The sequence below is a fragment of the Shewanella sp. SP1S2-4 genome, from assembly GCF_031932075.1.
In the GTDB taxonomy this organism is placed as follows: Bacteria; Pseudomonadota; Gammaproteobacteria; order Enterobacterales; family Shewanellaceae; genus Shewanella; species Shewanella baltica.
Genome location: NZ_JAUOET010000012.1, coordinates 69,404 through 95,667, shown reverse-complemented (window position 1 = coordinate 95,667; position 26,264 = coordinate 69,404). Strand labels below are relative to the sequence as shown.

Here is a 26,264-nt window from a genome sequence, read left to right as displayed (position 1 = left end):
GTTGTGCTTAACATACAATCGCCTGCCAAATTATTTGAGGAAGTATGGTTTGAATAGTGTGATGCAAACAAGACGCACCCTAGCGATATGGCTTGCTGCCATGTTGGTGCTATTGTCTGTGGCCATTGCTGTTCACAGTATTTCCCATGCTAATGAAGACCCTAAGTCCCATTGTTCGCTGTGCTTACATCAGCACCAGTTGCAACATGCGATAACCAGTACGCCCTTTCATTTTCAATTGGTTCAGCAGAGTTATATTTCGGTTGAGTTCCAAGCCATTTCCTTTAAACGACCTTTTAGTCGTTTCTTCAATAGTCGTGCTCCGCCCTTAACAGCATAAGTTACTGTTTATTCAATTTATCTTAATTAACTTTGAGCGCCTTGGCTTAGCTAAGGCGCCTATGCTGTTTATTTTCGGAGTGAAAATGACCTCTTTTTATATTCCCAAGCGCGCTGCGCTGTTGCTGGGCGCCTTGTTTGTACTCAATCCTATTTCAATGCTGTTGGCTGCGGAGGATGCTCAATCTGGTAGTACTATTTTAGAGACTGACATTGAACGTTTAAGTATCCACTATCGCCAAGCTTACCGTGGCAATGTGTCTGCAACTGAACTTCCGCAAGCAATCAGTGTGTTAGACGAGCAATTGATAAAAGATACGGGGCTAACGCGGTTTCAAGATGTACTGGATTATTCCGCCAGTGTTGCGCGGCAAAACAATGGCGGCGGTTTGTGGGATAGCTTGTCCCTGCGCGGCTTTCCGGGCAACGAAAACATGCCATCGGGCTATTTAATCAATGGCTTTAATGGTGGTCGAGGTTTTAGTGGTCATCGAGATTTATCGAATGTGGCCTATGTTGAGATTTTAAAAGGCCCAGGTTCGGCGCTTTATGGCCGCTCTGAGCCCGGCGGTACAGTCAATATTGTGACTAAGAAACCTCAGTATCAAACCAGTGGTTATTTAAAGGCATCGGCAGGGAGTTTCGATCAATATCGATTAGAGGGAGATGTGACTTCCGGCTTGACCGACAATGTGGCATTTCGAATTAACGGCGCGTGGCAGGAACACGATAGTTTTCGCGATTATGTGTTCAGCGATAAAAAAATCGTCACGCCGTCAGTGCGTTGGCAGATTTCCGATAAAGCCTCGCTACTCTATGAAATGGAATACCTCAAGCAGGAACAGTTATTCGATCGCGGCATTATTGTGCTCAACAATGATATCAATACTGTGCCACGCTCGCGTTATTTAGGTGAGCCTAATGATGGCGCAACTGTGGTCAATGCGACTGGGCACCAGCTGACCTATGACTATCAATTAAATGATGATTGGTCATTAACCGCGGGCTATAACTATCGCGATTCTAGCTTGAAGGGCTATTCGTCCGATGCCGAGTTGGCAAAGGGTCGACAATCGCTATTTGATGATGGTCGCACGCTTACCAGACAGCACAGATACCGAGATTATGCCTCCGAGGATAATTCACTGCGTCTAGAGTTAAGTGGCCATGTGGATACGGGTTTTATTCGCCACAATTTGCTGCTCGGCGCCGATGCCTATCACTACAGTTTAAAGACGGGATTGTATCGCTATCGCGGCCAAAAGGGCGAATATGCCATTGATATTTATGAGCCGCAATATGGCGGACCTCAGCCAGAGGTGAGTTTGTTGTATGAGAATAACGAAACCCAAAAGGCATGGGGCACATACCTGCAAGATCAAATGGATCTTACTGAAAAGTGGAAGCTGCATCTTGGGTTAAGGTTCGATAGCTATCAGCAAGATATCAGTGAAGTCGCTAAAAATACGTTATCAGAGCAAACCGATAGTAGGGTTAGCCCTAAAGTCGGTCTGGTGTATTTATGGTCCGATGCCTTAAGTTTCTATAGTTCTTATTCTGAAGGCTTTTTACCGCTTTCTGGAACCGACTTTGCAGGTCAGCCCTTCGAAGCCGAAGAGAGCAAGTCAGTTGAGCTAGGGATGAAGTTTAATGGCAATTGGTTTAATGGCTTAGCTGAGAATGGCATAGCAGTAAGTGGCAGCTTGGCGGTGTTTGATGCACAAAAGAGCAATATTTTGACCTCAGATCCGCTCAATGTCGGATTTTCTGCCACCTTAGGTAAAGCAAAAAGTAGCGGCGTTGAACTCGATTTAGTTGCCGAGCTGACGGAGGATTTGCAGGCCAAATTATCCTACGCCTATTTGAATACCCGCACAGCCAACGACAGCTTGAATCCAGACTGGGGCGTGCTTATTCCTGCGGGAAGTCCACTGGTGAATGTGCCAAAACATACTGCGAGTGTGATGCTGAAGCGGGATCTGAATGCGTTTTCTATCGATGGACATTTAGGCATGAGTTGGCGTTATGTGGATTCTCGTCTGGGTGATTCTGCCGATCCGAGTTTCCAATTACCGTCGTATCAGTTGCTTGGAGTGTTTATGAATACTCACCTGAGCGACAACTTCGTCCTTGGCGTCAATCTGGATAACTTACTAGATGAGCACTATATCGCCAGCAGTTATTCGGCGCTCTGGGCGGTACCCGGTGAGCCACGTAGCATTAAAGTGAGTGTTAGCTATGAGTTCTAATATCAGTTCGAATTCTGCGCTGTCAGTCCATTTTTCGGAACAAGCATCGGCCAACGCATCGGAACAAGTATCGAACCGAGCGCTTGGCCGAAGCCGTATTAATAGTATCGATATGATGCGCGGCCTGGTGATGCTCATCATGCTGCTCGACCATGTGCGGGAACGGTTTTACCTGCACATGCAGGTGAGCGATCCTATGGATTTGAGTTCGACCTCTTGGGGACTGTTTCTAAGCCGCTTTGCCGCGCATTTTTGTGCGCCAGTGTTTGTGTTTCTAACGGGTGTTTCAGCATGGCTTTATGCCAATCGCAGTCATGGCGAGCCGCGTTCAGCGCGGGCGTTTTTGATTAAACGTGGTTTGTTTTTAATCGCGCTCGAAATTGTAGTGATTAACATCTCTTGGATGGGTAACTACCACACGCTTTGGTTGCAGGTCATTTGGGTGTTCGGCCTGAGCATGTTAACGCTGGCGGCGCTGATAAATCTGCCTAGAGCTTGGATGGCACTTTTAGGCTTTGCGATTGTTTTTGGCCATAATCTGTTGACGCCAATTGGTTTTCAGCCGAGTGAATGGGCTTATAGCCTGTGGACCCTATTGCACGACCGCGGATATCTTGTCAGTGAAGGGGCGCTTAAGATCAAAGTGAGTTATCCTGCGCTGCCTTGGATGGGCGTGATTTTACTGGGTTATGTGGCTGGGCCTATTTTCAGTCAAAAACTGAATAGTAATCTGCTTGAAGCCTCGCAGCGCCAGCAAACACTGCTGAGGTTAGGGATAAGCTGTTGGGTACTTTTTGCAGTGCTACGCGGGTTTAACCTCTATGGCGAAACCTTGCCTTGGCAGGCGGGGGCACATTTGGGTGAAACCTTAATGTCGGTATTCAACTTAACCAAATACCCACCATCATTAAGCTTTTTACTGGTGACCTTAGGCGGCATGTTTTTCTGCTTGGTGGTGTTTGAGCGACACTTTTCATCAGCAGGAAAAGCGGGCGAGAGTGGTAGTGAGAGATTAGCGCGAGTCGGCCATGGGTTGTCTGTGTTTGGCTCAGTACCTATGTTCTTCTATATCTTACATTTGTACGTGTTATTAATGCTTTATAGCTTAGCGAAATTCATTTTTGGTGCGAACCATGGTGAATTATTTGGGGTGAATAGTATGGGATGGATTTGGTTCATCGCGGGCGTGTTAGCTATCGCGCTGTATTATCCCGTTAAGCGGTTTAGCGAGTATAAAAAACACAGCACTCAGGCTTGGATTAAGTACCTCTAAATTAAAAAGCTTCTAAATTTAAGCGCTTCTAAACCTAAGTACTTTTAAACCTGAGTCATGTCGCTTTAAAGAAAAGTCGCCAAGCGGTTATGCTTGGCGACTTTTTGTTTGACTTGTGCCGCAATCGGGTTAGTTAATTATTCCGTTAATAAGCTGCGTAGCATCCAGGCATTTTTCTCATGCTGTTGAATGCGCTGGGTAAGCAAGTCCGCAGTGGCTTCATCATTAGCTTGATTCACCTGTGGATACAGGGCTCTAGCATTACGGATCACTAACTCTTGATCGTTTAACAATTCGCGGATCATGGTTTCGGCTTTGGTGACGCCCTGATCTTCTTTAATTTCAGTCAGTGCGGCATAAGCCGAATAGGACCCTAGCGCTCTGGCGCCTAATGCACGTACTCGCTCTGCGATAAGGTCGACCGCAAGGGCAAGCTCGGTATACTGCTGTTCAAATAGCAAATGCAGGCTAGTGAACATGGGGCCGGTAACGTTCCAGTGAAAGCTGTGAGTCTTAAGGTAAAGACTGTAGCTGTCTGCCAATAGTTGGTTAAGGCCAGCGGCGATTTCTTCTCTGTTGGCTTGATTGATACCTATGTTAATCATGGCGTTCTCCTGCTATTGTCTTACTGAGTTCGTTCAGTCTAATCTTCTGATATTAAATGTAAAATGAGTAAATTAGATTTTGTAAATCTATAAATTCGATTGAACTTTTCTGCGTTAAACGTCGTAATTGTGCTGCCATTAATCGGCTTGTGCCCAACTCCCTTAGCCGCATGGCAGTAACAATGCCTAGGCAGAACTGCTATCCTAGCGGCATGTTGTGAGTCGATACTTGAATTGAATAAAACTGACCCTAATGAATAAATCAGCCTATTTAACCGCCATGAATGTGACAACTTGGCGAGTGCGCGACACTAAGGTGAAACCTTATTTAGTGATTTGGGATGAACACGGTGAGTTACCCGAGGCTGAGCCACTGATTGACGCTGTGCTAACACTTATCGACATAAAGCGTGATGAATGTGATTTTGATTGTGAGCCCCATACGGGTAAACAGATTGTCTGGGATTTGCGCCGCCATAAAGTTAGGCCACGTACCGCATGGTTAGTGTCTGAACCCTTGGCCGATTTATTAGTGGGTTGGCAGGCTAAAAGCGCGCTCTGGCAGCAGATTTACCAATGGCGCGAGCAAGTGAGTGGCCAAGCTCCAAGCAAGTCTTGATCTTTACTCGTAAATATCATTAATAACCAATACTTTGGAATACCAGCGTTGAACATCCCACCAGAAGATAGTCTATTCACAACACCCTTCGCAGCACAATTGACAGCAGGTTTGCCTGTTGAGCTTGTGGCACTCACGCTTAAAGATGTTCCTCAAATGGCGCAGCTTGAATCTATGGCCCATAGCCACCCCATGAGTGAGGGCAATCTTGCTGATTGTTTCGGGCATTTATACCGAGTTCTAGGTTTAAAGCAGGCGAAACCTAACGCAGCTTCAGTTTCGGATTCGGTCGATGGTCTTTTAGGCTTTGCGATAGTGCAGCAAATTGTTGATGAAGTGACTTTGTTGGATATTTGCCTATTACCAAGCCAGCAGGGCAAAGGTTACGGCAAGTTATTACTTAAGGCTGTGGTAGCTTCGGCCAAGGCTTCGGACGCCGTGGTGCTTATGCTAGAAGTGCGAGAATCCAATCTTGCCGCCCGTGCTTTATATCAAAAGGCTGGCTTTATTGAATCGGGACGTCGCAAAGGTTACTACCCAATAGCTGGCGGTAAAGAAGATGCTATCTTGATGGATTTAGCGATAACCCAAGAATAAGTTGAGCATTAGCATTCATGTTGTAAAACGATGGCTAGTTGAGTAGTGGTTATAAACAACAGCTATAAAACATTTCATAAAAAAAACAGCGCTTAAGCGCTGTTTTTATATTTTATTAACCCTGAACTCTACATCACTTGAGCTCTACATCTAAGCAAGAAGGTTATTTCACTTCTTTACCTTGGGCTTGCAGGTCCGCATGGTAGCTTGAACGCACTAATGGGCCACAGGCTGCATGGGTAAAACCTAATTCATCGGCTAAGGCTTTCAGCTCGTCAAACTCTGCTGGTGGCACATAACGTTCAACCGGCAAGTGGAACTTAGACGGTTGTAGGTATTGGCCTAAGGTCAGCATTTCAACCTTGTGCTCACGCAGGTCACGTAGCACTTGGGCGATTTCTTCATTGGTTTCACCCAGTCCCATCATCAGGCCAGATTTAGTCGGCACATTTGGATGACGTTCTTTAAAGCGTTTGAGTAGATCGAGCGACCATTGGTAATTTGCACCCGGGCGCGCTTTACGATAATGCATTGGCGCTGTTTCTAAGTTGTGGTTGAACACATCAGGCGGCTCAGTCGATAAAATATCTAAGGCGGCATCGATACGACCACGGAAATCAGGCACTAAGGTTTCGATCTTGATATCTGGATTCAGTTTACGAATTTCGCGGATACAATCGGCAAAATGCTGGGCGCCACCATCACGTAAATCGTCACGATCTACCGAAGTGATAACCACGTATTTCAGCTTCATATCGCGGATCGTTTGCGCCAATTTAACCGGCTCTTCAGCGTCAGGCTTAAGCGGACGACCATGGGCTACGTCGCAGAATGGACAACGACGGGTACAAATCGCACCCAAAATCATAAAGGTCGCTGTGCCGTGGTTAAAGCATTCGGCGAGGTTAGGGCAAGAAGCCTCTTCACAGACCGAGTGCAGGCCATTTTTACGCAGCGCTTGCTTGATATCTAAAATGCGTTGATTCGATGCCGGCAGTTTAACCCGTAACCAATCGGGTTTACGCAACATAGTGTCGCGCTCTGAGGGGACGATTTTGACCGGAATACGAGACACTTTATCGGCATCTCTTAATTTGACTCCGGGTTGTAAACGTTCAGGCCTATTCATGACGCTGCTAATCCTTGATGATGAACTAGGTGTTGATAGCCCAGTAATTGGCTAAAAGTAATGGTGAGTTGCTCGCCCGCTTCAATCACGGTTTGTGGTCCGCCAAGCGCTTTGCATTGCACCATTTCAAGACCGGCATAACCACAAGGGTTGATGCGGCGAAATGGCGCCAGATCCATGTCGACATTGAGGGCTAATCCATGGAATGAACAGCCTTTACGAATGCGTAATCCTAGGGAGGCGATTTTGCGTTCATCCACATATACGCCCGGCGCATCGGCCTTGGCATAAGCGTTAATGCCGTACTTGGCGAGCATATCGACAATGCTTTGCTCTATATGGGTGACGAGTTGACGTACGCCGACTTTACTACGTTTTATATCGAGAAGAGGATATACCACTAGTTGGCCTGGGCCGTGGTAAGTAACTTGACCGCCGCGATCTACTTGGATAACCGGAATATCGCCAGCATTTAAAATATGCTCGCTCTTGCCGGCTTGGCCTTGGGTAAACACGGGCGGATGCTCGACAATCCACAGTTCATCATGGCTTTCGCTGTCGCGCGTATCCGTGTAATGCTGCATCGCATGCCACACTGATTCGTAATCTTGTTTTCCAAGATGTCGAATGTGCAAAGTCGTGTCTTGCAAGGGCAACCTCTCCCCTTAGAATTGAGTGGCGCTATTATACGCCTCTTGACCATAAATGTAAGACAGATCACATTTCATGGCCTTGAGGAATATTTATAGTACGCGGCGTACACCTTCAATGGCGGCAAGTTCAGTGTACAAAATCTCGATATGATCTTTGCTGGTGACTGTCACGCGAATCGTGATGGAGTGATAGCTGCCTTTGCTCGACGTTTTGGTCGACGGTGAGTAATCACCTGGTGCATGTTTCTGTACCACAGCCACGACTTTGTCAGTTAGCGTTTCATGGGCTTCGCCGACGACCTTGAAAGGAAATGCGCAGGGGAAATCCATCAGTTCATCAAATTTAGTGCCTAACATAATCAGTACTCTTAGCTGTTTCAATGAAGTCTATATGGTGGTTATTATACCCGATTCAAGGGCGGCGGCAGCCAAAAAAATAAAGCCACCCAGAGGTGGCTTTATTTATATGATTTAGCTTAGCTAAACCAACCAGAAAACAGTTGTTTAAAGTAATCAACTAATTTACTAAACCAGCTGCCTTCGTTGACTTCTTGCAATGTCACCAGTGGGAACTGGGCAATATCTTTACCGTCAAGTTGGAAGAATAGACGGCCAACCGTTTCGCCTTTCTTCAAAGGAGCATCTAATGGTTTAGTCAGTTCGAAGTTGGCTTTTAAGTCTTTACCACGGCCACGGCTAATAGTGATAGGGGTATCAGTTGCTACGCCTAAATCAACCGTGCTCTTGTCACCGTACCAAATCGGCTGAGTAATAAAGCTGTCGCCAGCTTTATAGGGGGTTACCGTTTCGAAGAAGCGGAAGCCATAGGTCAGTAATTTCTTACTTTCAGCTTTACGGGCTGATTCACTTTGCGTGCCCATTACCACTGAAATTAAGCGCATGCCGTCTTTGGTGGCCGATGCCACTAAGTTGTAGCCTGCACCTGATGTGTGGCCGGTTTTAATGCCGTCCACGTTCATGCTGTTATCCCACAATAAGCCATTACGGTTGTATTGTTTGATACCATTGAAGGTATAGAATTTCTCGCTGTAGACGCGGTATTCTTCTGGTACGTCGCGAATTAACGCGGCGCCCAGTAATGCCATATCATAGGCGGTAGATTTGTGATTTTCTGCATCTAAACCGTGGGAGTTTTCGAAGTAGCTATCACGCATTCCCAGTTGTTTGGCCCATGAATTCATCATGTCAACGAAGGCGCCTTCAGTACCGGCTATGTGTTCGGCCATGGCCACACATGCATCGTTACCCGATTGAATAATGATACCGCGGTTTAGATCGCCCACTTTAACCGTAGTGCCGACTTCAATGAACATCTTAGAAGAGTCAGAGAAGTTTTTAGACCAAGCATTTTTACTGATAGTCACATCATCATCAACGGAGACATTGCCCGCTTTGATTTCTTGACCGATCACGTAACTGGTCATCATCTTAGTTAGACTGGCTGGGTTAAGGCTTTCGTAAGCGTTACTTTCAGCGATAATCTGGCCCGAATTATAATCCATCAATACGAACGCTTTGGCGGCTACTGAAGGTGCATCAGGTGTAATAATAGGCTGCGCAGCATAAACGGGGAGAGAGACACTGGAAATTAGCAGCAATGTTTTAATGGGACTTTTTACAAAATTCATCATTAACTTGGCACGTCTTTTAGTTGTATTAAATGGAAAGGATTCGAGAAGATCTTCAACAGTGTACCACTTTCGGACAGTGAGTTTTAGTGAAGGTTCCTTCATCTCTATTTTTAAATCAATTCTGTTCAGAGCAAACGGTCATTATTCATGGACGATATAGCCCTCAGGAAACCCATTTTGCTTGACGTTATTGAGCAGCTTGTCGGCTAACTCAGGCTGACCTATGGGGCCGAGCTGTAGTCTAAACATATTGTTTGCCGCTTGTACACGGGTCTTGACCTGATATTTCTGTTCAAGATTCTTCGCCATGGCATTGAGTTTGGCTTTATCTTTGGAGGCCACTAACTGAATGTAATGATTACCCGTATCTTGAGCGCTGGCTACGGCCGAATTAGTGGCCGCAACACTGCCAATATAAACCACATCCAGTTTGATCCGCGCCGTACCTTTGCCGAGCATGCCGAGTTTATAGGCGGCGGCGTAGGAGACATCGAGAATGCGATCTGAGTGGAATGGCCCACGATCGTTGATGCGAATGATCACTTGCTTATTGTTCTCTAAGTTAGTGATCCGAGCGTAACTCGGCAGTGGCAGTGTCTTATGGGCGCCAGACATAGAATACATGTCATAGGGCTCGCCATTAGAGGTCTCGTAGCCATGGAATTTTTCACCATACCAAGAGGCGCGGCCAGTTTCACTAAAGCCTTGGCCTGTGTTCATCACAGTATATGACTCACCGTAAACCGTATAGGGCTTGTTGCCACGGCGGCTATAGGGCTCGTACTTAGGCGTCGCGTTCGGCACATTATCCACATTCGGTGGATTCAGTGGCAGCTTGTCATTTTTCAGCGAATAACGGCCCTTGTTCGGGTCCATATTTTTCTTGCTGGCGTTGTTTGGGCTCGAAGAACACGCCGCAAGGGCGAAGCACATAACTAAGGCGGCAAGCTGTAAAAGATTATTTTTTAGAGGCATGCTGTTCTTTTAATTGCTGGCTAAATTGATAAACGGCCATTGAATACAAAGGGCTACGATTATAGCGAGTGATCACGTAAAAGTTATTTAAGCCAAGCCAGTAGTCACTGTGATCGGCTTGTTCTAGCTCAATCAATAAGGCTTTTTGCGAAACATCTAAGTCCCGCGCATCGGCGAGGGCTAAGGTCGGCGTTAAAATATCTGCAACTTTATAGTTCAGCTTTTCACCTGCCCACACTTTCGCTTTAGGTGCTGCTTTGCTGTTATTGACTAACGGTAAAGCGACCGGCGCATTGGCTTGCCAACCGTGTTCATGGAAATAATTGGCCACACTGCCGATAGCATCCTCTGGACTTTGTAATAGATCGCGATTGCCGCTGCCATCGAAATCAACCGCGTAATGGCGGTAACTAGAGGGAATAAACTGCCCATAACCCATAGCGCCCGCGTAGGAGCCCTTGAGGGTATCGATATCTAAATGTTCTTCTTTCACTAATTTCATCAGCTCGCCAAATTCCTTACGGAAAAAGGTGGCGCGCGGCGGATAGTGAAAACCTAAGGTATAGAGGGCATCAATCACAGGATAATTGCCCGTGTATTGGCCGTAGAAGGTTTCAATGCCGATGATGGCGACAATAATCTGTGGATCAACTTGGTACTTGGCCGCCGCTTTTGCGATGGTTTTCTCGTGTTTTTTCCAAAAGGCGAGACCAGCGTCGAGGCGTTTCTCTGTTAAGAAGATGGGATAATACACATGCCAAGGTTTTGCTTCCCATGGGCGGGTCATTGCATCGATAACCCCTTGGTTATATGTTGCTTTATCGAGAAAAGCGAGCACTTCTGCCCGAGTAAAACCTTGTTTTACTTGAGCTTGGATAAACTCTTCTTTAAGTTCAGCGGGAATTGTGGGCGCGATTTCAGCGGCCGGCGCCACTGGCGTGCTTGGAGCGGGTGCCTGCGCGGGTGTCGGTTCGTTCGCCGTGGTACAGGCGACTAAACATGAGCTTAAACACAGTAAGCCGAGTGGAGCTAAAAAAGCTCGGAGAGTAGGCATGAAAAGTCCCTAAAAATTATCTATCTACAAAACGTCTATGGGTATGAATGCTCATAAGAATGCCAAACCCTGTCATCAATGTCAGCATGGAGGTTCCACCGTAACTGACAAGGGGCAGTGGTACACCGACCACGGGCAGGATACCTGAAACCATGCCAATATTCACAAAAACATAAACGAAAAAGGTCAGCGTGATACTACCTGCGAGTAGTCGAGCGAAACTGGTTTGCGCCCGAGAGGCTATGACTAAGCCGCGGCCAATAATATAAAGGTACATAATTAACAGTAAGATACTGCCAATTAAGCCAAATTCTTCACCGATCACCGCAAAGATAAAATCGGTATGGCGCTCGGGGATAAATTCAAGTTGCGATTGAGTACCGTCGAGCCAGCCTTTGCCCCAAAGTCCGCCGGAGCCAATCGCGATTTTCGACTGAATAATGTGATAACCCGCCCCCAATGGATCTTGCTCAGGATCGAGTAAGGTTAATACCCGCGTTCTTTGGTAATCGTGCATCAAGAAATACCAAAGAATAGGTAGGAAGGCGAGTACTGCCGCGATAAAACCGCCGACAATGATCCAACTCATGCCCGATAAAAACAACACGAAAATCCCCGATGCGGCCACCAGAATCGAGGTACCGAGGTCGGGTTGTTTCGCGATAAGCAGAGTCGGCACCAGTAAGATTACTGCAGCACCAGCAAGATAGCGTTTCTTCGGCGGCAGAGGGAACTTACTGATATACCAAGCCATTGTGATGGGGAAGGCAAGCTTAATCAGTTCTGAGGGTTGAAACTCCATAAAGCCTAAGTTCAACCAGCGTTGTGCGCCTTTGTTAATTTCACCGAAAAAATGTACCCCGAGCAGCAAGACAATCCCCGCCAGATAAATGGGTAGGGCCCAGCGTTTAAGTGCCTCAGGATTGATCTGAGCCATAGTGAACATAATGCCGAGCGACAACACCATACGGAATAGCTGCCGCTCCATCATCTCTAAATCTTCGCCGCTGGCAGAATAGATGACGAACAGGCCAAAGCCCATGACAGCCAATAGGCCGAGCAATAATGGCAAGTCTATGTGCAAGCGTTGCCAGATGTTTTGATATTGGCTATGGCTACTCATGGCTGCGGTTTCCAAGTATCTCTAAGCATATATTCATCGAGCATGGCGCGGGCGACTGGGCCAGCATTTGCGCCACCCCATCCTGCGTTTTCCATCACGACGGCGAGGACGATTTTAGGATCTTCGAAGGGCGCATAGGCCACAACTAAGGCATTATCGCGGAAATGTTCGGCAATTTTATTTGCATCATATTTGGTATTTTCGGCCACGCCAATGACCTGCGCCGTGCCGGTTTTCATTGCGGCTGTGTAAGTGGCATCAGTGAAACGTGACTTATGTGCCGTCTGGCGCATCGCTTCGTTAATGATATTCCAGTTACGGGGATTTTTAAGTTCGATTGGTGGTAACTCATTAATCGGAGAGTCAATTTTGGCAGTATTGTCTTTAATCGATCTCAGCAGATGCGGCGGGAAACGACGGCCCTTATTCGCCATAATGCCTACTGCATTCGCCAATTGTAATGGGGTTGCCGTCCAATAGCCTTGGCCGATGCCGACGGAAATGGTGTCACCTATGTACCAAGCTTGATTGTATTTCAAGCGTTTCCATTCTTTGGATGGCATGTTGCCAGCTGATTCTTCAAAGATATCGATACCAGTATTTTGACCAAAACCAAATTGTTCCATAAAGCGAGCAATATGGTCGACACCGACTTTATAGGCGAGTTCGTAGAAGAAGGTATCACAGGATTCAGTAATGGCACTGTAGACGTTAACCCAGCCGTGTCCCCAGCGTTTCCAGTCGCGGTACTTACGTTCAACACCAGGAATCTGCCAAAAACCTGGGTCCCATACGCGGGTGCTCTCGGTAATGACTTTTTCATCAAGCCCTAAAAGTCCAAGATGTGGCTTGATGGTTGATGCTGGCGCATATTGGCCTTGGGTTGCACGGTTGATCAAAGGTCGTGATTTATCATTGAGCAAGGCGCTGTAATCTTTGTTATTAATCCCTTGCACAAATTGGTTTGGATCATAGCTTGGACTCGAGACCATAGCTAAAACCCCACCATCACGGGGATCGATTGCGACAATAGAACCACGCAAACCTGTGAGTAGCTCAACCGCTTTTTGTTGCAGCTTGAGATCTAAGGTCAGGTAAATATCTTGTCCCGGCTCTGGCGGTACTATTTTTAAGGTACGAATTGCGCGGCCGCGGTTGTTCACTTCTTCTTCTAAGTGACCCGGTTTGCCATGCAGTAGGGACTCATAAAACTTTTCAATGCCTTGCTTACCAATGTCCTTGGTGGCCGCATAGTTTTTCCACAGATCGCTGCGCTCTAACTGGGCTCTGTCTCGGGTGTTAATTTTGCCAACATAACCCAGCACATGGGTGATTTGCGCGCCGTAGGGATAATTACGCTTCAGACCCGCTTCGACGGAAATGCCTGGAAATTTATGTTGGTTAACACTGAAAATCGCCACTTGCTCTTCGGTGAGCTGGTTTTTGAGCGTCAGTGGTTTGAAGCGGCGATGAAATTTCAGCGCTTCGGTAAAGGTTTCGCGTTCATCTTCACTGATCTCAATTAACTTGCCGAGCTCATCTAAGGTCTCTGACATGTTACTGATTTTTTCAGGAACCAGATCGAGGGAATAGAAGGGTAAGTTTTCGGCTAACAGCACGCCGTTACGATCGTAAATGAGGCCGCGACTAGGAGCAATGGGAACAACACGAATGCGATTATCATTCGAGCGAGTTGCATAATCCTTATAGGATTCAACCTGTAAATGATAAAGGTTGGTGACTAATACGCTTAATAGGGCGAAAACGCAAAAAAAAGTGAATAGCGCTCGGCGCTTAAAAAGAGACGCCTCGGCGGCGTGATCATGCATTGTTATCCGCTTTTTTGGCGACACTTATGCTATCTCCGGCAGATCCCATGACGGGTGGTTGACACTCGTTAACATCAAGATCCCGCTATTCTCTATGGTAGGGGTGATTCGTGTTCACGCTCCACGCGCGGTACAAACTTTCGGCGACTACAACCCTAACTAAGGGATGAGGTAAGGTTAATGCCGATAGGCACCAACTTTGGTTTGCCGCTTCTTTGCAAGCTGGCGCTAATCCTTCAGGTCCGCCGATCAGTAAACTGACGTCGCGACCATCGAGTTGCCATTTAGTCAACGCGGTTGCAAGCTCGGGGGTCGTCCAGTTTTTTCCGGGGAGATCTAAGCTAACAATATGATTGCCTTTGGGAATGGCCGCCAACATTTGTTCGCCTTCTTTTTGAAGGATCCGGACAATGTCGGCATTTTTCCCCCGCTTTCCAGCGGGTATTTCGATAAGCTCCAGCGCCATATCACGGGGAAAACGGCGCTGGTATTCTTCGAAACCACGGGTAACCCAATCGGGCATCCGTGTTCCTACTGCGATGAGCTGTAACTTCATCAGTCTTGCTTTTCTGACCAGAGCTTTTCAAGCTGGTAGAAATCACGGGTTTGATCTTGCATAACGTGCAGGATCACATCGCCCATGTCCACAAGAACCCATTCGCTGCTTTCGCGGCCTTCAACACCTAAAGGTGGAATACCGGCTTGCTTCGCTTCAACCACAAGGTTTTCAGCGATAGCTTTAACGTGAGTCTTTGATGTACCTGAACATATGACCATGTAGTCAGTGATGTTAGATTGCTTGCTGACATCCAGAACAACAACGTCTCTGGCTTTTAAGTCGTCGATCTTGTCGACAACAAACTGTTTTAATTCCGCGCTCTGCACGCTGGCGTACCTCATTAATTTTAAATAGCGCGGTAGTATACCAGTGTTGCTTGCCGGAATACATTGCCATTGGCAGTTGAGTGGGCGATATCTGCTTACGTTTCGAGCTAAGGTAAGTAAAGTCGTTGATTTTGGATGTAATCTAGCGTGACGGGCATGAGTAAATCGGCGGGGATTTCGCCTTTTGCCAGTTGCTCACGAATGTGCGTCGAGGAAATATCCTGTGGCGTAATTGTCACAGGGAAAATCTGCCCACCATTTCTATGGGCGGGGTTAGCAGCATGCTCTGCGAGTGCTTGGGCTTGACTGCGGGCCGTTAATATTTGCTGCATAGGATGCTCGGCATCGAGCTGCCAGCCCGGACGCTGGCAGACAACGAGGTGGGCAAAGTCGAACAAGCGTTGCCACTCATGCCAGCTTTGTAATTGGATGAAAGAGTCCATCCCCATGATAAAAAACAGTTCGTCTTTAGGATGTAAGGCTTTCAGTTGCTCAAGGGTGATAACTGTGTAGGAAGGCGTGTCGCGCTTTGCCTCGATATCGCACAGCTCAAAGCCATCAAGCTGCGAGCAGACATCGGCAACCATCTTGAGGCGCTGCGCTGTGGTTAAGTTAGGCTGCTGTTTATGGGGCGGAATATGGTTCGGCATCAGCAGGATTTTATCCAAGGCTAATGCGTGTTTCACTTCCATCGCCGGACGGATATGACCATAGTGTATCGGGTCGAAAGTGCCGCCTAAAATACCAATGCGCATATCAACTCTTTGGTTAACTTATGATTAGTCTATGGCTATATGTGCCAGATGCCGATGGGCTCTAGGATCAAATAACAGACACAGGTGGCTCAGCCCAGTCCAATCCTCTTTACCCTGCTGCTTTAAATTGAGCTCAAGTTTCGAAGCGAGGGCGAGCATATGTTCGAGTTGTTCAAGGCTAAGTCGTTGCAGCGCCGCTTGATACAGTGGCTTACGCTTATCCCAAATACGATGCTTACCCCAGAGTGCACTCAGTGCAACGCCTTGGGCTTGCTCGCATTTTAAATTGAATAACAAGCCGAGCTCTTTAAACAAGGCCCACAGCAGGATAGGTAAGGCTGTGCCTTCGCCATTGAGCTGGGCCAGCATGTGCTGCGCGCTATCCTGTTTATTATTCAGTAATGCATCCGTGAGTTGAAATACAGTGAAGCGCGATTGATCTTCAAAATAGTGGCTCAGTTCATCGGCACTGACGGGATTTGTTGGGCTTAGGAGTTGCAGCAACTGCATGGCTTGATCGGCAGCCAGTAAATTGCCTTCATACAGCGAATGCAGCATAGCACGCGCATCCGGCTGCAGATTGAGCTTAAAGTGCTTGATGCGGCCATCGAGCCAGCGCATAAACTGATCGCCCTCAGGCGTGGCGCAGGGCAGATACATGCCATGGGCATCTAAGGTCTTAAACCATTTACTGTTGGTTTGCTCTGTGGCGAGCTTTGGCCCTTCGATAATCAACAGCATATCGGGATTGGGCGTCTGCAATAGGGCTTGCAGTGTGCTAGAACCTTCGGCTCCGGGCTTAGCTTGGGGAAGCGTTAGCTCAATTAAGCGTTTACTGGAAAACAGGCTCATGGCCTGCCATTCCTGAGTCAGGTCGTTCCAATTAAAGCCCGTCTCTTGAATGAGTTGGACTTTTTCATCGAATCCCTGACGCTTGGCGAATTGGCGGATCTGATCTTTGGTGGTTTCAATCAACCAAGGATCATCACCAAAAATCAGATAACAAGGAAATAATTGGTTAAGGTGGCGGGAGAGTTGATCGGGATAGACTCTCATTTAGTCGATTATCCGCATTGAATTGATGGCCCGCATTAATTCACCTCAGTACTGGCCATCGCTTGCAGAATACGATCCGCAGCTTGGATACGCATTTCCTTCGTCAGCAATTCCATTTCACGACTCTTTGCTAATGCGGTACGGGGATCGTCTAAGTAGTCACGGCGAATTTCAACCTTGAAAGGCTGGGCTTCTTTGCCCGGCAATGCCACAGCAAATTCGACTAAATAAATCAGCTCATACTCGGCGACGTTACCCGTGGGATACAAAGATAAGGTCGAGCGTTCTAGAGAGTCGGTGATTAACCTTAATACTGGAACGTCATCGGCGGCGTCGACAACTTGGATATTGTTCAAGCGCAGGCGTTCACGTACTAAACGGGTGAGTTCGCTGTATTCATCCGCGCTGCTCAAACTTAAATGATTGAGGACATCGGGGATTTGATAACTGCGTTGAAGCTTAAAACCGCAACCGGCGCTAGTCATAATCACTAGTGCCATGATTGCGAAGCATATGCGTTTGATTAGCATAGATTTCGCGGTTTCCTATTCGTGGTATACCCTGCGGACTTGAAGTTGCAGCTATGCTGCAACTTCAATAGCTTTGAGTATAGCGAGTTATTAGCAGCCGTTAGTTAGCAACTATGCTAAGCAGTTTGCCCGGCACATAGATCACTTTACGCACCGTCAGGCCGTCTAGGTATTTGATCACGTGCTCATCACCCATACCTAAGGCTTCTACTGATTCTTTATCAGCATCGGCGGTCACTGTGATTTTTGCGCGAACTTTACCGTTAACTTGCACAACGATGAGTTTGCTGTCTTCAACGAGCGCCGCTTCATCAACGACTGGCCATTGGCTGTCTTCGATGTTGCTGCTGTTGCCTAACTCGTTCCACAGGTTAAAGCTCACATGCGGAATGATAGGGTACAGCAAACGTACTATGGCCGATAAGGCTTCGCCGATAATGGCTCTGTCTTGACCTGTGGTTTGTGGCGCTTTTTGCAGATGGTTCATCAGTTCCATCACGGCGGCAACCGCAGTGTTGAACATCTGACGGCGGCCGATATCGTCGGTCACTTTAGCAATCGTCTTGTGGACTTCACGGCGCAGCGCTTTTTGGTCACTTGTTAACGTGCTGACATCTAAGGCTTGGCTGTTAGCTTGGTTCACATGCTCGTTTGCCAGTTTCCACAGACGTTTAATGAAGCGGTGTGCGCCTTCAACGCCAGACTCTTGCCATTCCAGAGTTAATTCTGGTGGTGAGGCGAACATCATAAATAGGCGAACGGTATCGGCGCCGTATTTTTCAACCATGACTTGAGGATCGATACCGTTGTTTTTCGACTTAGACATCTTGCTCATGCCGGTATAAACCAGCTCGTTGCCGTCTTTGTCGATAGCCTTAGTAATGTGGCCCTTGTCGTCTTTTTCTGTGGTCGCTACATCTAAAGGAGAAACCCAAACACGGGCGCCTTTTTCGTTGATGTAGTAGAAAGCATCTGCCAGCACCATGCCTTGGGTCAGCAGTTGTTTGGCTGGCTCGTTAGAGTTAACCAGACCTGCATCACGCAGTAACTTGTGGAAGAAGCGGAAATATAACAAATGCATACACGCATGTTCGATACCGCCAATGTATTGATCCACGGGTAGCCAGTAGTTGGCTTTAGCAGGATCTAACATTTCGTCTGCATGCGGGCTGCAGTAACGGGCGTAATACCAAGACGATTCCATAAAGGTATCGAAGGTATCGGTTTCGCGCAGCGCATCTTGACCGTTGACTTGGGTTTTCGCCCATTCTTTATCGGCCTTGATTGGGCTTTGAATACCGTCCATCACGACATCTTCTGGCAGTAATACTGGCAGTTGATCTGCTGGCGTTGGGATCACAGTGCCGTCGGCTAAGGTCACCATAGGGATGGGGGCACCCCAGTAACGCTGACGTGAAACACCCCAATCGCGCAGGCGATAGTTGACTTGGCGCTTGCCTTTACCTTCGGCAACTAACTTGTTGGCTATGGCATTAAAGCCCGCTTCAAAGTCTAAACCGTCAAACTCTCCTGAGTTAAACAGTACGCCTTTTTCGGTATAAACGGCTTCGCTGATATCAACGTCGCCATCAACTGGCTTGATCACAGCCTCAATCGCCAGGCCGTATTTTTTCGCAAATTCAAAGTCACGTTGATCGTGGCCTGGAACTGACATCACAGCGCCAGTGCCATAGTTCATCAACACAAAGTTAGCTGCCCAAATCGGGACTTGCTTACCAGTGATAGGATGAATGGCGAAAAGCCCTGTGGCGACACCGCGTTTTTCCATGGTCGCGAGTTCGGCTTCTGATGTTGTGCTGTTTTTGCACTCATCGATAAAGGCGGCAAGCTCAGGATTCGTTTGCGCGGCGATTTCAGCTAATGGATGACCTGCGGCAATCGCCACATAGGTCACGCCCATTAAGGTATCTGGACGTGTGGTATAGATATCGAAGCTTTTATCGTGGCCTGCGACACCGAAGGTCATTTCTACGCCTTCGCTGCGACCAATCCAGTTACGTTGCATGGTTTTGACCTGATCTGGCCAACCATCTAAGGTATCGATATCGTTTAATAATTCTTCTGCATAGGCAGTGATCTTAATGAACCACTGTGGAATTTCTTTTTGTTCCACAGGGGTATCACAGCGCCAGCAGCAACCGTCTTGAACTTGCTCGTTCGCCAGTACGGTTTCATCGTTTGGACACCAGTTGACTGAAGCTGTCTTTTTATAGACTAGGCCTTTCTCGTACAACTTAGTGAAGAACCATTGTTCCCAGCGATAATATTCAGGGGTACAAGTGGCGATTTCACGGCTCCAATCGTAACCAAAACCCAGCAGTTTCAGCTGGTTCTTCATGTATTCTATGTTTTCATAGGTCCATGGCGCAGGCGCTGTCTTGTTGTTAATCGCGGCATTTTCTGCGGGCAGGCCAAATGAGTCCCAACCGATAGGCTGGAGCACGTTTTTGCCTTGAAGACGTTGAAAGCGTGCAACTACGTCACCTATGGTATAGTTGCGTACGTGTCCCATGTGGAGTCTGCCAGAAGGGTACGGAAACATCGAAAGGCAATAAAACTTTTCTTTGTTTGCGTCTTCAGTGACTTCGAAGGTTTTGTTGTCATGCCAGTGCTTTTGCACTAAGGCTTCAATTTCTGAGGGATTATATTGCTCTTGCATCACTCTATTTCCGGCAGTGCCGCCTATTATTTGATCTAACGCCATATCAGCGCGAGTAAGATCTGCATAGAATAAACTAGAAGCGATGCATTAAAAAGGTTCGTATGAAGGAGTATTGATTATGAATGATAGAAGTAACGTGTTACTAGGACTGTATCAAGCCTTAATTGCCGAAGTTAAATCTCAATTTTCAGAAGATAACACGCTGACTGCAAAGAATTTATTTAAATCTGTCACTCAAGGAAAGGAGTTTTTACGCCTTAAACAACAGGCAGGGGAAGATGAACTCGCTTTAGTAGAACAATTCTTAAAGCGTGATATAGCGAGTTTTCTGCGTGAACAAAATGCAGATAGTCTGAGTCATAGCCCCACAGTGATTACTTTGGAGAATACACTTTGGCATTGGCTGAGTGAAATCACCGACCGCAGCCAAGTTGAATGGCATGAGCTAGCGCAAGATTTTAAGCATCATGGTTACTATCAAAGTGGTGACATAGTGAATCAGGGCATCATGGTATGCACTAACTGTGGCAATGAAATGAGTATTGAATTTCCGGGACCTATACCCGACTGCCCAGAGTGTGACCACGAGGAATTTACCCGCGAGCCGCTAACGCCTTAATGATCCTATTCCATTAAAACGACGCTTCTGCGTCGTTTTTTTTGCTCAATTAAACCGAAATCACCGCTATCTCGGTTAATCAGCCAATATCAACTGTTCGTACGACAGTAACTGAGGATTTGGCCATCGAAAGGCGCCAATAAGAATTCAGTGTGAATGGGTTTATGTTGTGTATGCTCGTAACCTAATGCCACCATGCGTTTACTGAATTTGGCATGATTACCACGGCCGGGATCGACTAAGACTACATCGCAAACTGGTTTAGCATGCTGTTCTATAAATTGTGATAACAGATCGGCATGCTCTTGTTCATATAAAAGATCGCTACCAATGATCAGATCAAATAAGCCTAAATTAGTTTCTGCATCTGCCCAGCCAGTGCGCACAAACGGGATCGCCCGGCCATGATTTAAATCGACATTTTGCTTAAGGAAATTCTCTGATTCTGGGTGATAGTCGGTTGCTGTGATATCGGCGTGCCTATGGTTAAGCACTAGACTCGCGAGCCCAATACCGCAGCCCACCTCAAGAATCCGCTTATTGCCAATCTTGTAGTCTGCCATGTGGTGCGAGAGCACTTGGCTCGATGGCCAGACTATGCCAAATAACGACCAAGTTGCGGAGGAAATACCGAGCTTTTCGGCTTCGCCATCGATGTCGTCAAATTCCTGATTGTCTCTTAGGGTTCTGACATGAATATCGAGATCGCCAAACTCGTGGGTTTGGTAGCGCACGCGAAGCAGTGCCATAGAGTTGCCTTGATGTGTACCTTGGTTAAGGAACGAGGTAATGGTACCAATCTATTGGCTATGCAGGCACAGCAACAGTAACAGCAACAGTAACAGTAACAGTAACAGTAACTATGATTGGTATAAGGCCACGTCTAATCGTTCACCTTAACGTGGAACGCGCAATCAGCCTAATGTATTCGCAGACAATTGCGGGATAACACAGGTTAATTGAGTGTCAGCCTAACAACCTTGGGTGTTGATATCATATAGCGGCGGGGTGTTGGCATCGCTGGCTTGGGTGTAGCGGAAATAGCATTGATCGTCATTTACTAAGGTATTGTTGTTAAGATCGTAACCTATGTAAGTGATATCAACGCCTTGATATTGAATGATGAGCTTATCATCTGAGGTGATCCAGTTTTCCACATCGGTATTATCGAGGTAACCCCATTTCAATCTGGTATCGGGCGTGCCATCACCATTGAGGTCGATATCAATAATATCATCGCGGCCTGCAACGGCTTGGCTTCGCAGGCTGGGCATTTGGTTTTTTGAGTAGGCCAGCGTGTTGGCAGTTTTTACGCTGGCCTGTAATTGGCTCAAGGTTTGTACCCGAGCTTCTTTACTCAAACCGATAAATTTAGGCGCGGCAATGACAGCCAAGATCCCAAGCACAATAATGACCACAACCAGTTCAATCAAGGTAAAGCCAGCCGCATCTTGTTTATTGATTGGGTAATGCATGGTCTCTATCCTATTGCGCTTTAAAACGTCGGGCAAGACCAAGCAGAACGATTAAACCACAGAGCAGTAGCAGGGGTGTTTGGCCTAATATTGCGAACCAAGTTTGGCCTGTCACCAAGGGAATGGTTGCGCTTAGTACACCTGTTTCAAACTGGGGTAAGGATGCGGTGATATTGCCCTGTTCATCGACTACCGCTGTCACGCCATTGTTGGTTGCCCGCAATAGAGGGCGCCCCAATTCAACTGCGCGCATTTGGGCGATTTCCATATGCTGTAATGGGCCGTTTGAACTACCAAACCAAGCGTCATTTGAGACAGTTAACAGTATATCTGTCCCTTGATTAACGCTGTCGCGTAATTGCTCGGGGAAGGCAATTTCATAACAAATGGCGGGCGCGATTTTATGGCCTAGGGCACTTAGATTCGGCTGCTGGTATTCGCCTCTGGCAAAGGAGGACATAGGCAAATTAAAGAAAGGCGCAATCGGGCGAAGTAGCGCTTCAAACGGCACAAACTCGCCAATCGGCAACAGATGATGTTTCTTAAATTGATTGCTGCCATCGCCCTCATAGTCAGGGCCAGCTTGTTGTTTCTGATTATGATTACCAAGCACAATCAATGAATTATAAAACTCATTATTTTGATGGCTAATAATGCCAGTGATGATTGAGGTATGGTTTAGATTGGCGACTTTATTGGCGTTATCTAAAAAGTCCTGCACCATAGATTCTGGCGCGGGAACTGCCGCTTCTGGCCAAATAATGATATCGGCATCCAAATGTTCGCGGGATAAATCCATGTATTTTAATAGGGTCGGCCACAGGGCGTCGGGTTCCCACTTCATGCTTTGGGGAATATTGCCTTGCACCAGTGCCACTTTAACATTTTCACCCGTAGGATGAATGTCGGAAACCTTAGGTGTAGCCCAAACGGCCAGAATACTGAGCGGCAGTAAAAGCAGTAAACTCTTATAACGCTTAGTTAAACAAAGGGCTAATGCACCAGCGAGCATGGCCAGCACAAAGCTTAACCCTAGTGCGCCTATAATACTGGCAAGGGGTTTTAGCGGCCCTTGGGTTTGCGAGTAACCTGCCCATAACCAGGGGAAACCTGTCATCACCCAGCCACGAGCCCATTCGGTCAAGGTCCACAGGGCGGGGAAGAGGGCGAGATTACGCCAAAGGCTAAACGTGGTTTCGCCATTTTTACAGAGTGTTTTAGTTAACCAAGCCAGCGCTAAACCTGTTAGTGCCGGATATAAGGCTAAGTACAAAGCCAACAAGGCCATCAAGCCAACAGAGGCGATGAGCGGCATACCACCAAAGGTATCCATACTCACATGTACCCAACTGATCCCTACGGCAAAACAGCCAAACCCAAAGCTTAACCAATAGTAAAAGCTCGCCTTAGCGTCAAGCGCTCGGCTATGCCAGAGGGCAATCGCCATGGCAAACGGATAGATGATCCAAATGGAATAGGGCGCAAATGAAAGCGCCGTACTGGCGCCAAGGGCAAATGCCAGTACGAGTCTCAAAGCACTAGGTCGGGACTTTTGTTGGGCAAAAGCCCGGATTTGTTTTAGCACGAGTGATTATTCTACGTCTTCGCCAGTATTAGGATCGGGGAGTTTAACTCTGAGTTGGATTAAACGCCTTGTGTCAGCATTGATCACTTTAAATTCGATGCCTTCAATGATGATGCTCTCGTTTCGTTCTGGCAGATGGCCAAAGGCGTGTGAGACTAAGCCACCGACGGTATCAAACTCTTCATCGCTGAATTCAGTGTTGAATTCTTCGTTGAAATCTTCGATTGGCGTCAAGGCCTTAACCATATAAACCGTGTTGCCGACTTTGCGGATCTCGGTTTCTTCCGTGCTATCGTGGTCGAATTCGTCTTCAATCTCACCGACAATTTCTTCCAAAATATCTTCGATAGTCACTAGACCTGACACGCCGCCGTATTCATCGACCACAATCGCCATATGGTAGCGTTGTGAGCGGAATTCTTTTAGCAATACATCGACGCGTTTGCTTTCGGGTACAACCACAGCAGGACGGATCACCCGATCCAGTGAGAAGGGCTCATCACTGTTGGAGAAACCGTAAGGGATCAAATCTTTAGCTAGTAATATGCCTTCGATATGGTCTTTATCTTCGTTTACGACGGGGAAGCGCGAGTGACCTGAACCAATCACAGTGGCGAGTAATTCTTCGACCGAGTTGTCTATCTGGAGGGCGACAATTTGAGCTCTTGGGATCATGATATCCCGAACACGCATATCAGAAACGTCTAATACACCTTTTATCATCTCGCGGGTGTCTTGAGTGATCAGATCGCGCTGCTCGGCACCATCAATCACATCGACTAAATCTTCGCGATTTTGAGGTTCGCCCTGAAATAGCTGACTTACTCTATCAAACCAACCTTTCTTGTGGGCGTTCGTACTCGGGGGGATATCGTCACTCATAGTTTTCTCATTAGCTTTGATAGGGATTATCTTAGCTAACTATTGTTCCTTATATGGGTCAGTAAAGCCTAAGCCTTCAATGAGTTGTGTCTCTAACGACTCCATCTCTTCAGCTTCTTCATCTTCGATGTGATCATACCCTAGCAGATGCAAGCAACCATGTACAACCATGTGTGCCCAGTGCGCTTCTAAGGTTTTTTGTTGCTCACGGGCTTCATTTTCAACGACTGCCGCGCAAATGACAAGATCTCCGAGTAAAGGAAGTTCAATTTCTGGCGGTGCCTCAAAGGGAAATGACAACACATTGGTCGGTTTGTCTTTGCCGCGGTAGGTGCTATTGAGCATCTGACTCTCGCGGCTGTCGACTATACGTATAGTTAATTCAGCTTCATCCATGCTATTGCCAATCGCGGTCGTGGCCCAAAGGGCGAATTGCTCGTCCGTTGGCAACCAGTCGCAGGTGGTGGCATGTTGAATATCTAAGGCTAAATCAAGACTCATGTGCTGCGGCTTCCTGTTGTTTCTGGTATTGGCTTTCTTTCTTTGCCTTTAAGGTTTGCTCTTTTAAATCAAAGGCCTCATAGGCTTCGACGATGCGAGCAACCACAGGATGGCGCACGACGTCTTGGGAGACGAAAAAGTTAAAGCTGATTTCTTCTACTTGGCTTAACACTTCAATCGCGTGGCGTAGGCCGGACTTTTGATGTTTAGGCAAGTCGGTTTGGGTGATGTCGCCTGTGATCACCGCGCGGGAATTAAAGCCGATACGGGTAAGGAACATCTTCATTTGCTCGATTGTGGTGTTTTGGCTTTCATCGAGAATAATAAAGGCATCGTTCAAGGTGCGACCGCGCATATAGGCAAGCGGTGCCACTTCGATGACGTTTTTCTCAATTAAGCGTTCCACTTTTTCAAAGCCGAGCATTTCGAATAGTGCGTCATAGAGTGGACGTAAATAAGGGTCGACCTTTTGACTTAAATCACCGGGTAAGAAACCAAGTTTTTCACCCGCTTCTACCGCTGGGCGAGTCAGCAAAATACGGCGCACTTCTTGGCGTTCTAACGCATCCACTGCCGCTGCAACGGCAAGGTAGGTTTTGCCGGTTCCCGCAGGACCAATACCAAAGGTAATGTCGTGGCGCACAATATTGGCCACATATAGGCTTTGGTTTGGATTGCGTGGCTTAATGACGCCGCGGCGGGTTTTGATATTAATGCTGCTGTCGTCGCTCGCGTCTTCTTGCTCTAGGGCGATGGCTTCTTGAATGGCGATATGGACTTGCTCAGGCTCAAGATCGGGCGTGCTGCCTTTGACCGTTTGGGTCTCGATGTAGAGTTCTTTGAGTAAGTTGTTGGCGCTTAAACAATTGCGTGGCAGTCCGGTGATCTGGAAATGATTGTTTTTACGAACGATTTCAACGCCAACGCGACGTTCTATCTGTTTGATATTGTCATCGAATGGACCGCACAGTGAAGCCAAGCGGCGTGTTTCTGCGGGTTCGAGATACAGATTCATGGTAGTTAATTTACTGGACAAATAGCACTCCCAATAGCGAATAAGAAAGCAAGGTACGAGGTTGGTTAACCATCGCAAGATAATTTTAGTTTACGAGCCATGGCCGATAATTGCTAACGGAAAATAGCAATTGCCTCGGTAGACTTAAACAAAAGTGCGTTAAAGCAAAAGGGCGACTAAG

27 protein-coding genes are annotated in these 26,264 nt (G+C 47.2%); 6 read left to right on the top strand and 21 right to left on the bottom strand.

Going from position 1 to position 26,264, the window contains the following annotated elements:
* Positions 1–49 precede the first annotated feature (49 nt).
* The 3 genes from Q4Q52_RS12785 to Q4Q52_RS12775 all read left to right on the top strand — a co-directional run bounded on the left by Q4Q52_RS12785 (position 50) and on the right by Q4Q52_RS12775 (position 3,861).
* Positions 50–340: a DUF2946 domain-containing protein gene (locus Q4Q52_RS12785; RefSeq protein ID WP_311990767.1), complete on the top strand. Its 291-nt coding sequence runs from the start codon at positions 50–52 to the stop codon at positions 338–340.
* Between the two features lie 85 nt (positions 341–425).
* A complete protein-coding gene (locus Q4Q52_RS12780) occupies positions 426–2,588 on the top strand; it encodes a TonB-dependent siderophore receptor (protein ID WP_311990766.1) in 2,163 nt (720 codons plus the stop codon).
* A complete protein-coding gene (locus tag Q4Q52_RS12775) occupies positions 2,578–3,861 on the top strand; it encodes a heparan-alpha-glucosaminide N-acetyltransferase domain-containing protein (RefSeq protein WP_311990765.1) in 1,284 nt (427 codons plus the stop codon). The genes Q4Q52_RS12780 and Q4Q52_RS12775 overlap by 11 nt, the downstream gene beginning before the upstream one ends.
* Positions 3,862–3,998: 137 nt before the next feature.
* Here Q4Q52_RS12775 and dpsA read toward each other — a convergent pair whose 3' ends face one another.
* Positions 3,999–4,466, bottom strand: coding sequence for a DNA starvation/stationary phase protection protein DpsA (dpsA, locus tag Q4Q52_RS12770; RefSeq protein WP_311899901.1), 468 nt, complete (start codon positions 4,464–4,466; stop codon positions 3,999–4,001).
* 253 nt (positions 4,467–4,719) lie between these two features.
* On the opposite strand from dpsA, the gene Q4Q52_RS12765 reads away from it, so the two are divergent.
* Both Q4Q52_RS12765 and rimI read left to right on the top strand, forming a co-directional pair.
* Positions 4,720–5,085: a hypothetical protein gene (locus Q4Q52_RS12765; protein ID WP_106651378.1), complete on the top strand. Its 366-nt coding sequence runs from the start codon at positions 4,720–4,722 to the stop codon at positions 5,083–5,085.
* 48 nt (positions 5,086–5,133) lie between these two features.
* Positions 5,134–5,682: a ribosomal protein S18-alanine N-acetyltransferase gene (rimI, locus tag Q4Q52_RS12760; protein ID WP_371830300.1), complete on the top strand. Its 549-nt coding sequence runs from the start codon at positions 5,134–5,136 to the stop codon at positions 5,680–5,682.
* Between the two features lie 163 nt (positions 5,683–5,845).
* Here the strand turns inward: rimI and lipA are convergent, their stop codons facing one another.
* The 14 genes from lipA to leuS form a co-directional block, all read right to left on the bottom strand.
* Positions 5,846–6,811: a lipoyl synthase gene (gene lipA / locus Q4Q52_RS12755; RefSeq protein WP_028761485.1), complete on the bottom strand. Its 966-nt coding sequence runs from the start codon at positions 6,809–6,811 to the stop codon at positions 5,846–5,848.
* On the bottom strand, positions 6,808–7,461 hold the full coding sequence (gene lipB, locus Q4Q52_RS12750; RefSeq protein ID WP_063883405.1) for a lipoyl(octanoyl) transferase LipB: 654 nt from the start codon (positions 7,459–7,461) through the stop codon (positions 6,808–6,810). Before lipB ends, lipA begins: the two co-directional genes overlap by 4 nt.
* A gap of 93 nt (positions 7,462–7,554) precedes the next feature.
* Positions 7,555–7,821, bottom strand: a complete 267-nt coding sequence (ybeD, locus tag Q4Q52_RS12745) for a DUF493 family protein YbeD (RefSeq protein ID WP_063883373.1) — start codon at positions 7,819–7,821, stop codon at positions 7,555–7,557.
* 119 nt (positions 7,822–7,940) lie between these two features.
* On the bottom strand, positions 7,941–9,116 hold the full coding sequence (locus tag Q4Q52_RS12740; RefSeq protein WP_106651376.1) for a serine hydrolase: 1,176 nt from the start codon (positions 9,114–9,116) through the stop codon (positions 7,941–7,943).
* A 141-nt stretch (positions 9,117–9,257) separates the two neighbouring features.
* On the bottom strand, positions 9,258–10,091 hold the full coding sequence (locus tag Q4Q52_RS12735; protein ID WP_220590935.1) for a septal ring lytic transglycosylase RlpA family protein: 834 nt from the start codon (positions 10,089–10,091) through the stop codon (positions 9,258–9,260).
* The gene (gene mltB, locus Q4Q52_RS12730; RefSeq protein WP_311988231.1) at positions 10,075–11,145 is read right to left on the bottom strand and encodes a lytic murein transglycosylase B; all 1,071 of its coding nucleotides are present in this window, start codon (positions 11,143–11,145) and stop codon (positions 10,075–10,077) included. Before mltB ends, Q4Q52_RS12735 begins: the two co-directional genes overlap by 17 nt.
* Before the next feature lie 16 nt (positions 11,146–11,161).
* Positions 11,162–12,268 carry a rod shape-determining protein RodA gene (gene rodA, locus Q4Q52_RS12725; protein WP_106651373.1) on the bottom strand — a complete coding sequence of 369 codons (1,107 nt, stop codon included), beginning with the start codon at positions 12,266–12,268 and terminating at the stop codon, positions 11,162–11,164.
* Entirely contained in the window at positions 12,265–14,121 is a 1,857-nt protein-coding gene (gene mrdA, locus Q4Q52_RS12720) for a penicillin-binding protein 2 (RefSeq protein WP_106651372.1), read from the bottom strand. The genes rodA and mrdA overlap by 4 nt, the downstream gene beginning before the upstream one ends.
* 61 nt (positions 14,122–14,182) lie before the next feature.
* Positions 14,183–14,653: a 23S rRNA (pseudouridine(1915)-N(3))-methyltransferase RlmH gene (gene rlmH / locus Q4Q52_RS12715; RefSeq protein ID WP_006082752.1), complete on the bottom strand. Its 471-nt coding sequence runs from the start codon at positions 14,651–14,653 to the stop codon at positions 14,183–14,185.
* Positions 14,653–14,982, bottom strand: a complete 330-nt coding sequence (gene rsfS, locus Q4Q52_RS12710; RefSeq protein ID WP_106651371.1) for a ribosome silencing factor — start codon at positions 14,980–14,982, stop codon at positions 14,653–14,655. The genes rlmH and rsfS overlap by 1 nt, the downstream gene beginning before the upstream one ends.
* Positions 14,983–15,089: 107 nt before the next feature.
* A complete protein-coding gene (nadD, locus tag Q4Q52_RS12705; protein WP_311988230.1) occupies positions 15,090–15,737 on the bottom strand; it encodes a nicotinate-nucleotide adenylyltransferase in 648 nt (215 codons plus the stop codon).
* Between the two features lie 24 nt (positions 15,738–15,761).
* Positions 15,762–16,793, bottom strand: a complete 1,032-nt coding sequence (gene holA / locus Q4Q52_RS12700) for a DNA polymerase III subunit delta (protein WP_311906384.1) — start codon at positions 16,791–16,793, stop codon at positions 15,762–15,764.
* A gap of 35 nt (positions 16,794–16,828) precedes the next feature.
* Entirely contained in the window at positions 16,829–17,323 is a 495-nt protein-coding gene (gene lptE, locus Q4Q52_RS12695) for an LPS assembly lipoprotein LptE (protein ID WP_006086960.1), read from the bottom strand.
* Positions 17,324–17,423: 100 nt separating this feature from the next.
* The gene (gene leuS, locus Q4Q52_RS12690) at positions 17,424–20,003 is read right to left on the bottom strand and encodes a leucine--tRNA ligase (RefSeq protein WP_311990764.1); all 2,580 of its coding nucleotides are present in this window, start codon (positions 20,001–20,003) and stop codon (positions 17,424–17,426) included.
* Positions 20,004–20,124: 121 nt separating this feature from the next.
* On the opposite strand from leuS, the gene Q4Q52_RS12685 reads away from it, so the two are divergent.
* Positions 20,125–20,625 carry a zinc ribbon-containing protein gene (locus tag Q4Q52_RS12685; protein ID WP_106651367.1) on the top strand — a complete coding sequence of 167 codons (501 nt, stop codon included), beginning with the start codon at positions 20,125–20,127 and terminating at the stop codon, positions 20,623–20,625.
* Between the two features lie 89 nt (positions 20,626–20,714).
* On the opposite strand, the gene Q4Q52_RS12680 is transcribed toward Q4Q52_RS12685, so the two are convergent.
* The 6 genes from Q4Q52_RS12680 to Q4Q52_RS12655 all read right to left on the bottom strand — a co-directional run bounded on the left by Q4Q52_RS12680 (position 20,715) and on the right by Q4Q52_RS12655 (position 26,104).
* Positions 20,715–21,374, bottom strand: a complete 660-nt coding sequence (locus tag Q4Q52_RS12680; RefSeq protein WP_311990763.1) for a methyltransferase domain-containing protein — start codon at positions 21,372–21,374, stop codon at positions 20,715–20,717.
* 222 nt (positions 21,375–21,596) lie between these two features.
* Entirely contained in the window at positions 21,597–22,100 is a 504-nt protein-coding gene (locus tag Q4Q52_RS12675; protein ID WP_311906386.1) for a prepilin-type N-terminal cleavage/methylation domain-containing protein, read from the bottom strand.
* A gap of 10 nt (positions 22,101–22,110) precedes the next feature.
* Positions 22,111–23,685, bottom strand: coding sequence for an apolipoprotein N-acyltransferase (gene lnt, locus Q4Q52_RS12670; protein WP_311990762.1), 1,575 nt, complete (start codon positions 23,683–23,685; stop codon positions 22,111–22,113).
* A 6-nt stretch (positions 23,686–23,691) separates the two neighbouring features.
* Positions 23,692–24,567: a CNNM family magnesium/cobalt transport protein CorC gene (gene corC / locus Q4Q52_RS12665; protein WP_006082742.1), complete on the bottom strand. Its 876-nt coding sequence runs from the start codon at positions 24,565–24,567 to the stop codon at positions 23,692–23,694.
* 39 nt (positions 24,568–24,606) lie between these two features.
* Positions 24,607–25,068 carry an rRNA maturation RNase YbeY gene (gene ybeY, locus Q4Q52_RS12660; protein ID WP_012587022.1) on the bottom strand — a complete coding sequence of 154 codons (462 nt, stop codon included), beginning with the start codon at positions 25,066–25,068 and terminating at the stop codon, positions 24,607–24,609.
* Complete coding sequence (locus Q4Q52_RS12655) at positions 25,058–26,104, bottom strand: PhoH family protein (protein ID WP_006082740.1); 1,047 nt, start codon at positions 26,102–26,104, stop codon at positions 25,058–25,060. Before Q4Q52_RS12655 ends, ybeY begins: the two co-directional genes overlap by 11 nt.
* Positions 26,105–26,264 lie beyond the last annotated feature (160 nt).

Bases quoted from the DNA above. Each gene is read 5' to 3' on its own strand.
- holA (WP_311906384.1), bottom strand. From the start codon at position 16,793: ATGAGAGTCTATCCCGATCAACTCTCCCGCCACCTTAACCAATTATTT.
- Q4Q52_RS12735 (WP_220590935.1), bottom strand. From the start codon at position 10,091: ATGCCTCTAAAAAATAATCTTTTACAGCTTGCCGCCTTAGTTATGTGC.
- rodA (WP_106651373.1), bottom strand. From the start codon at position 12,268: ATGAGTAGCCATAGCCAATATCAAAACATCTGGCAACGCTTGCACATA.
- mltB (WP_311988231.1), bottom strand. From the start codon at position 11,145: ATGCCTACTCTCCGAGCTTTTTTAGCTCCACTCGGCTTACTGTGTTTA.
- lptE (WP_006086960.1), bottom strand. From the start codon at position 17,323: ATGCTAATCAAACGCATATGCTTCGCAATCATGGCACTAGTGATTATG.
- nadD (WP_311988230.1), bottom strand. From the start codon at position 15,737: ATGCGCATTGGTATTTTAGGCGGCACTTTCGACCCGATACACTATGGT.
- Q4Q52_RS12765 (WP_106651378.1), top strand. From the start codon at position 4,720: ATGAATAAATCAGCCTATTTAACCGCCATGAATGTGACAACTTGGCGA.
- corC (WP_006082742.1), bottom strand. From the start codon at position 24,567: ATGAGTGACGATATCCCCCCGAGTACGAACGCCCACAAGAAAGGTTGG.
- Q4Q52_RS12780 (WP_311990766.1), top strand. From the start codon at position 426: ATGACCTCTTTTTATATTCCCAAGCGCGCTGCGCTGTTGCTGGGCGCC.
- Q4Q52_RS12740 (WP_106651376.1), bottom strand. From the start codon at position 9,116: ATGATGAATTTTGTAAAAAGTCCCATTAAAACATTGCTGCTAATTTCC.
- Q4Q52_RS12685 (WP_106651367.1), top strand. From the start codon at position 20,125: ATGAATGATAGAAGTAACGTGTTACTAGGACTGTATCAAGCCTTAATT.
- Q4Q52_RS12680 (WP_311990763.1), bottom strand. From the start codon at position 21,374: ATGGCACTGCTTCGCGTGCGCTACCAAACCCACGAGTTTGGCGATCTC.
- Q4Q52_RS12775 (WP_311990765.1), top strand. From the start codon at position 2,578: ATGAGTTCTAATATCAGTTCGAATTCTGCGCTGTCAGTCCATTTTTCG.
- ybeD (WP_063883373.1), bottom strand. From the start codon at position 7,821: ATGTTAGGCACTAAATTTGATGAACTGATGGATTTCCCCTGCGCATTT.
- lipA (WP_028761485.1), bottom strand. From the start codon at position 6,811: ATGAATAGGCCTGAACGTTTACAACCCGGAGTCAAATTAAGAGATGCC.
- rlmH (WP_006082752.1), bottom strand. From the start codon at position 14,653: ATGAAGTTACAGCTCATCGCAGTAGGAACACGGATGCCCGATTGGGTT.
- dpsA (WP_311899901.1), bottom strand. From the start codon at position 4,466: ATGATTAACATAGGTATCAATCAAGCCAACAGAGAAGAAATCGCCGCT.
- ybeY (WP_012587022.1), bottom strand. From the start codon at position 25,068: ATGAGTCTTGATTTAGCCTTAGATATTCAACATGCCACCACCTGCGAC.
- leuS (WP_311990764.1), bottom strand. From the start codon at position 20,003: ATGCAAGAGCAATATAATCCCTCAGAAATTGAAGCCTTAGTGCAAAAG.
- Q4Q52_RS12675 (WP_311906386.1), bottom strand. From the start codon at position 22,100: ATGCATTACCCAATCAATAAACAAGATGCGGCTGGCTTTACCTTGATT.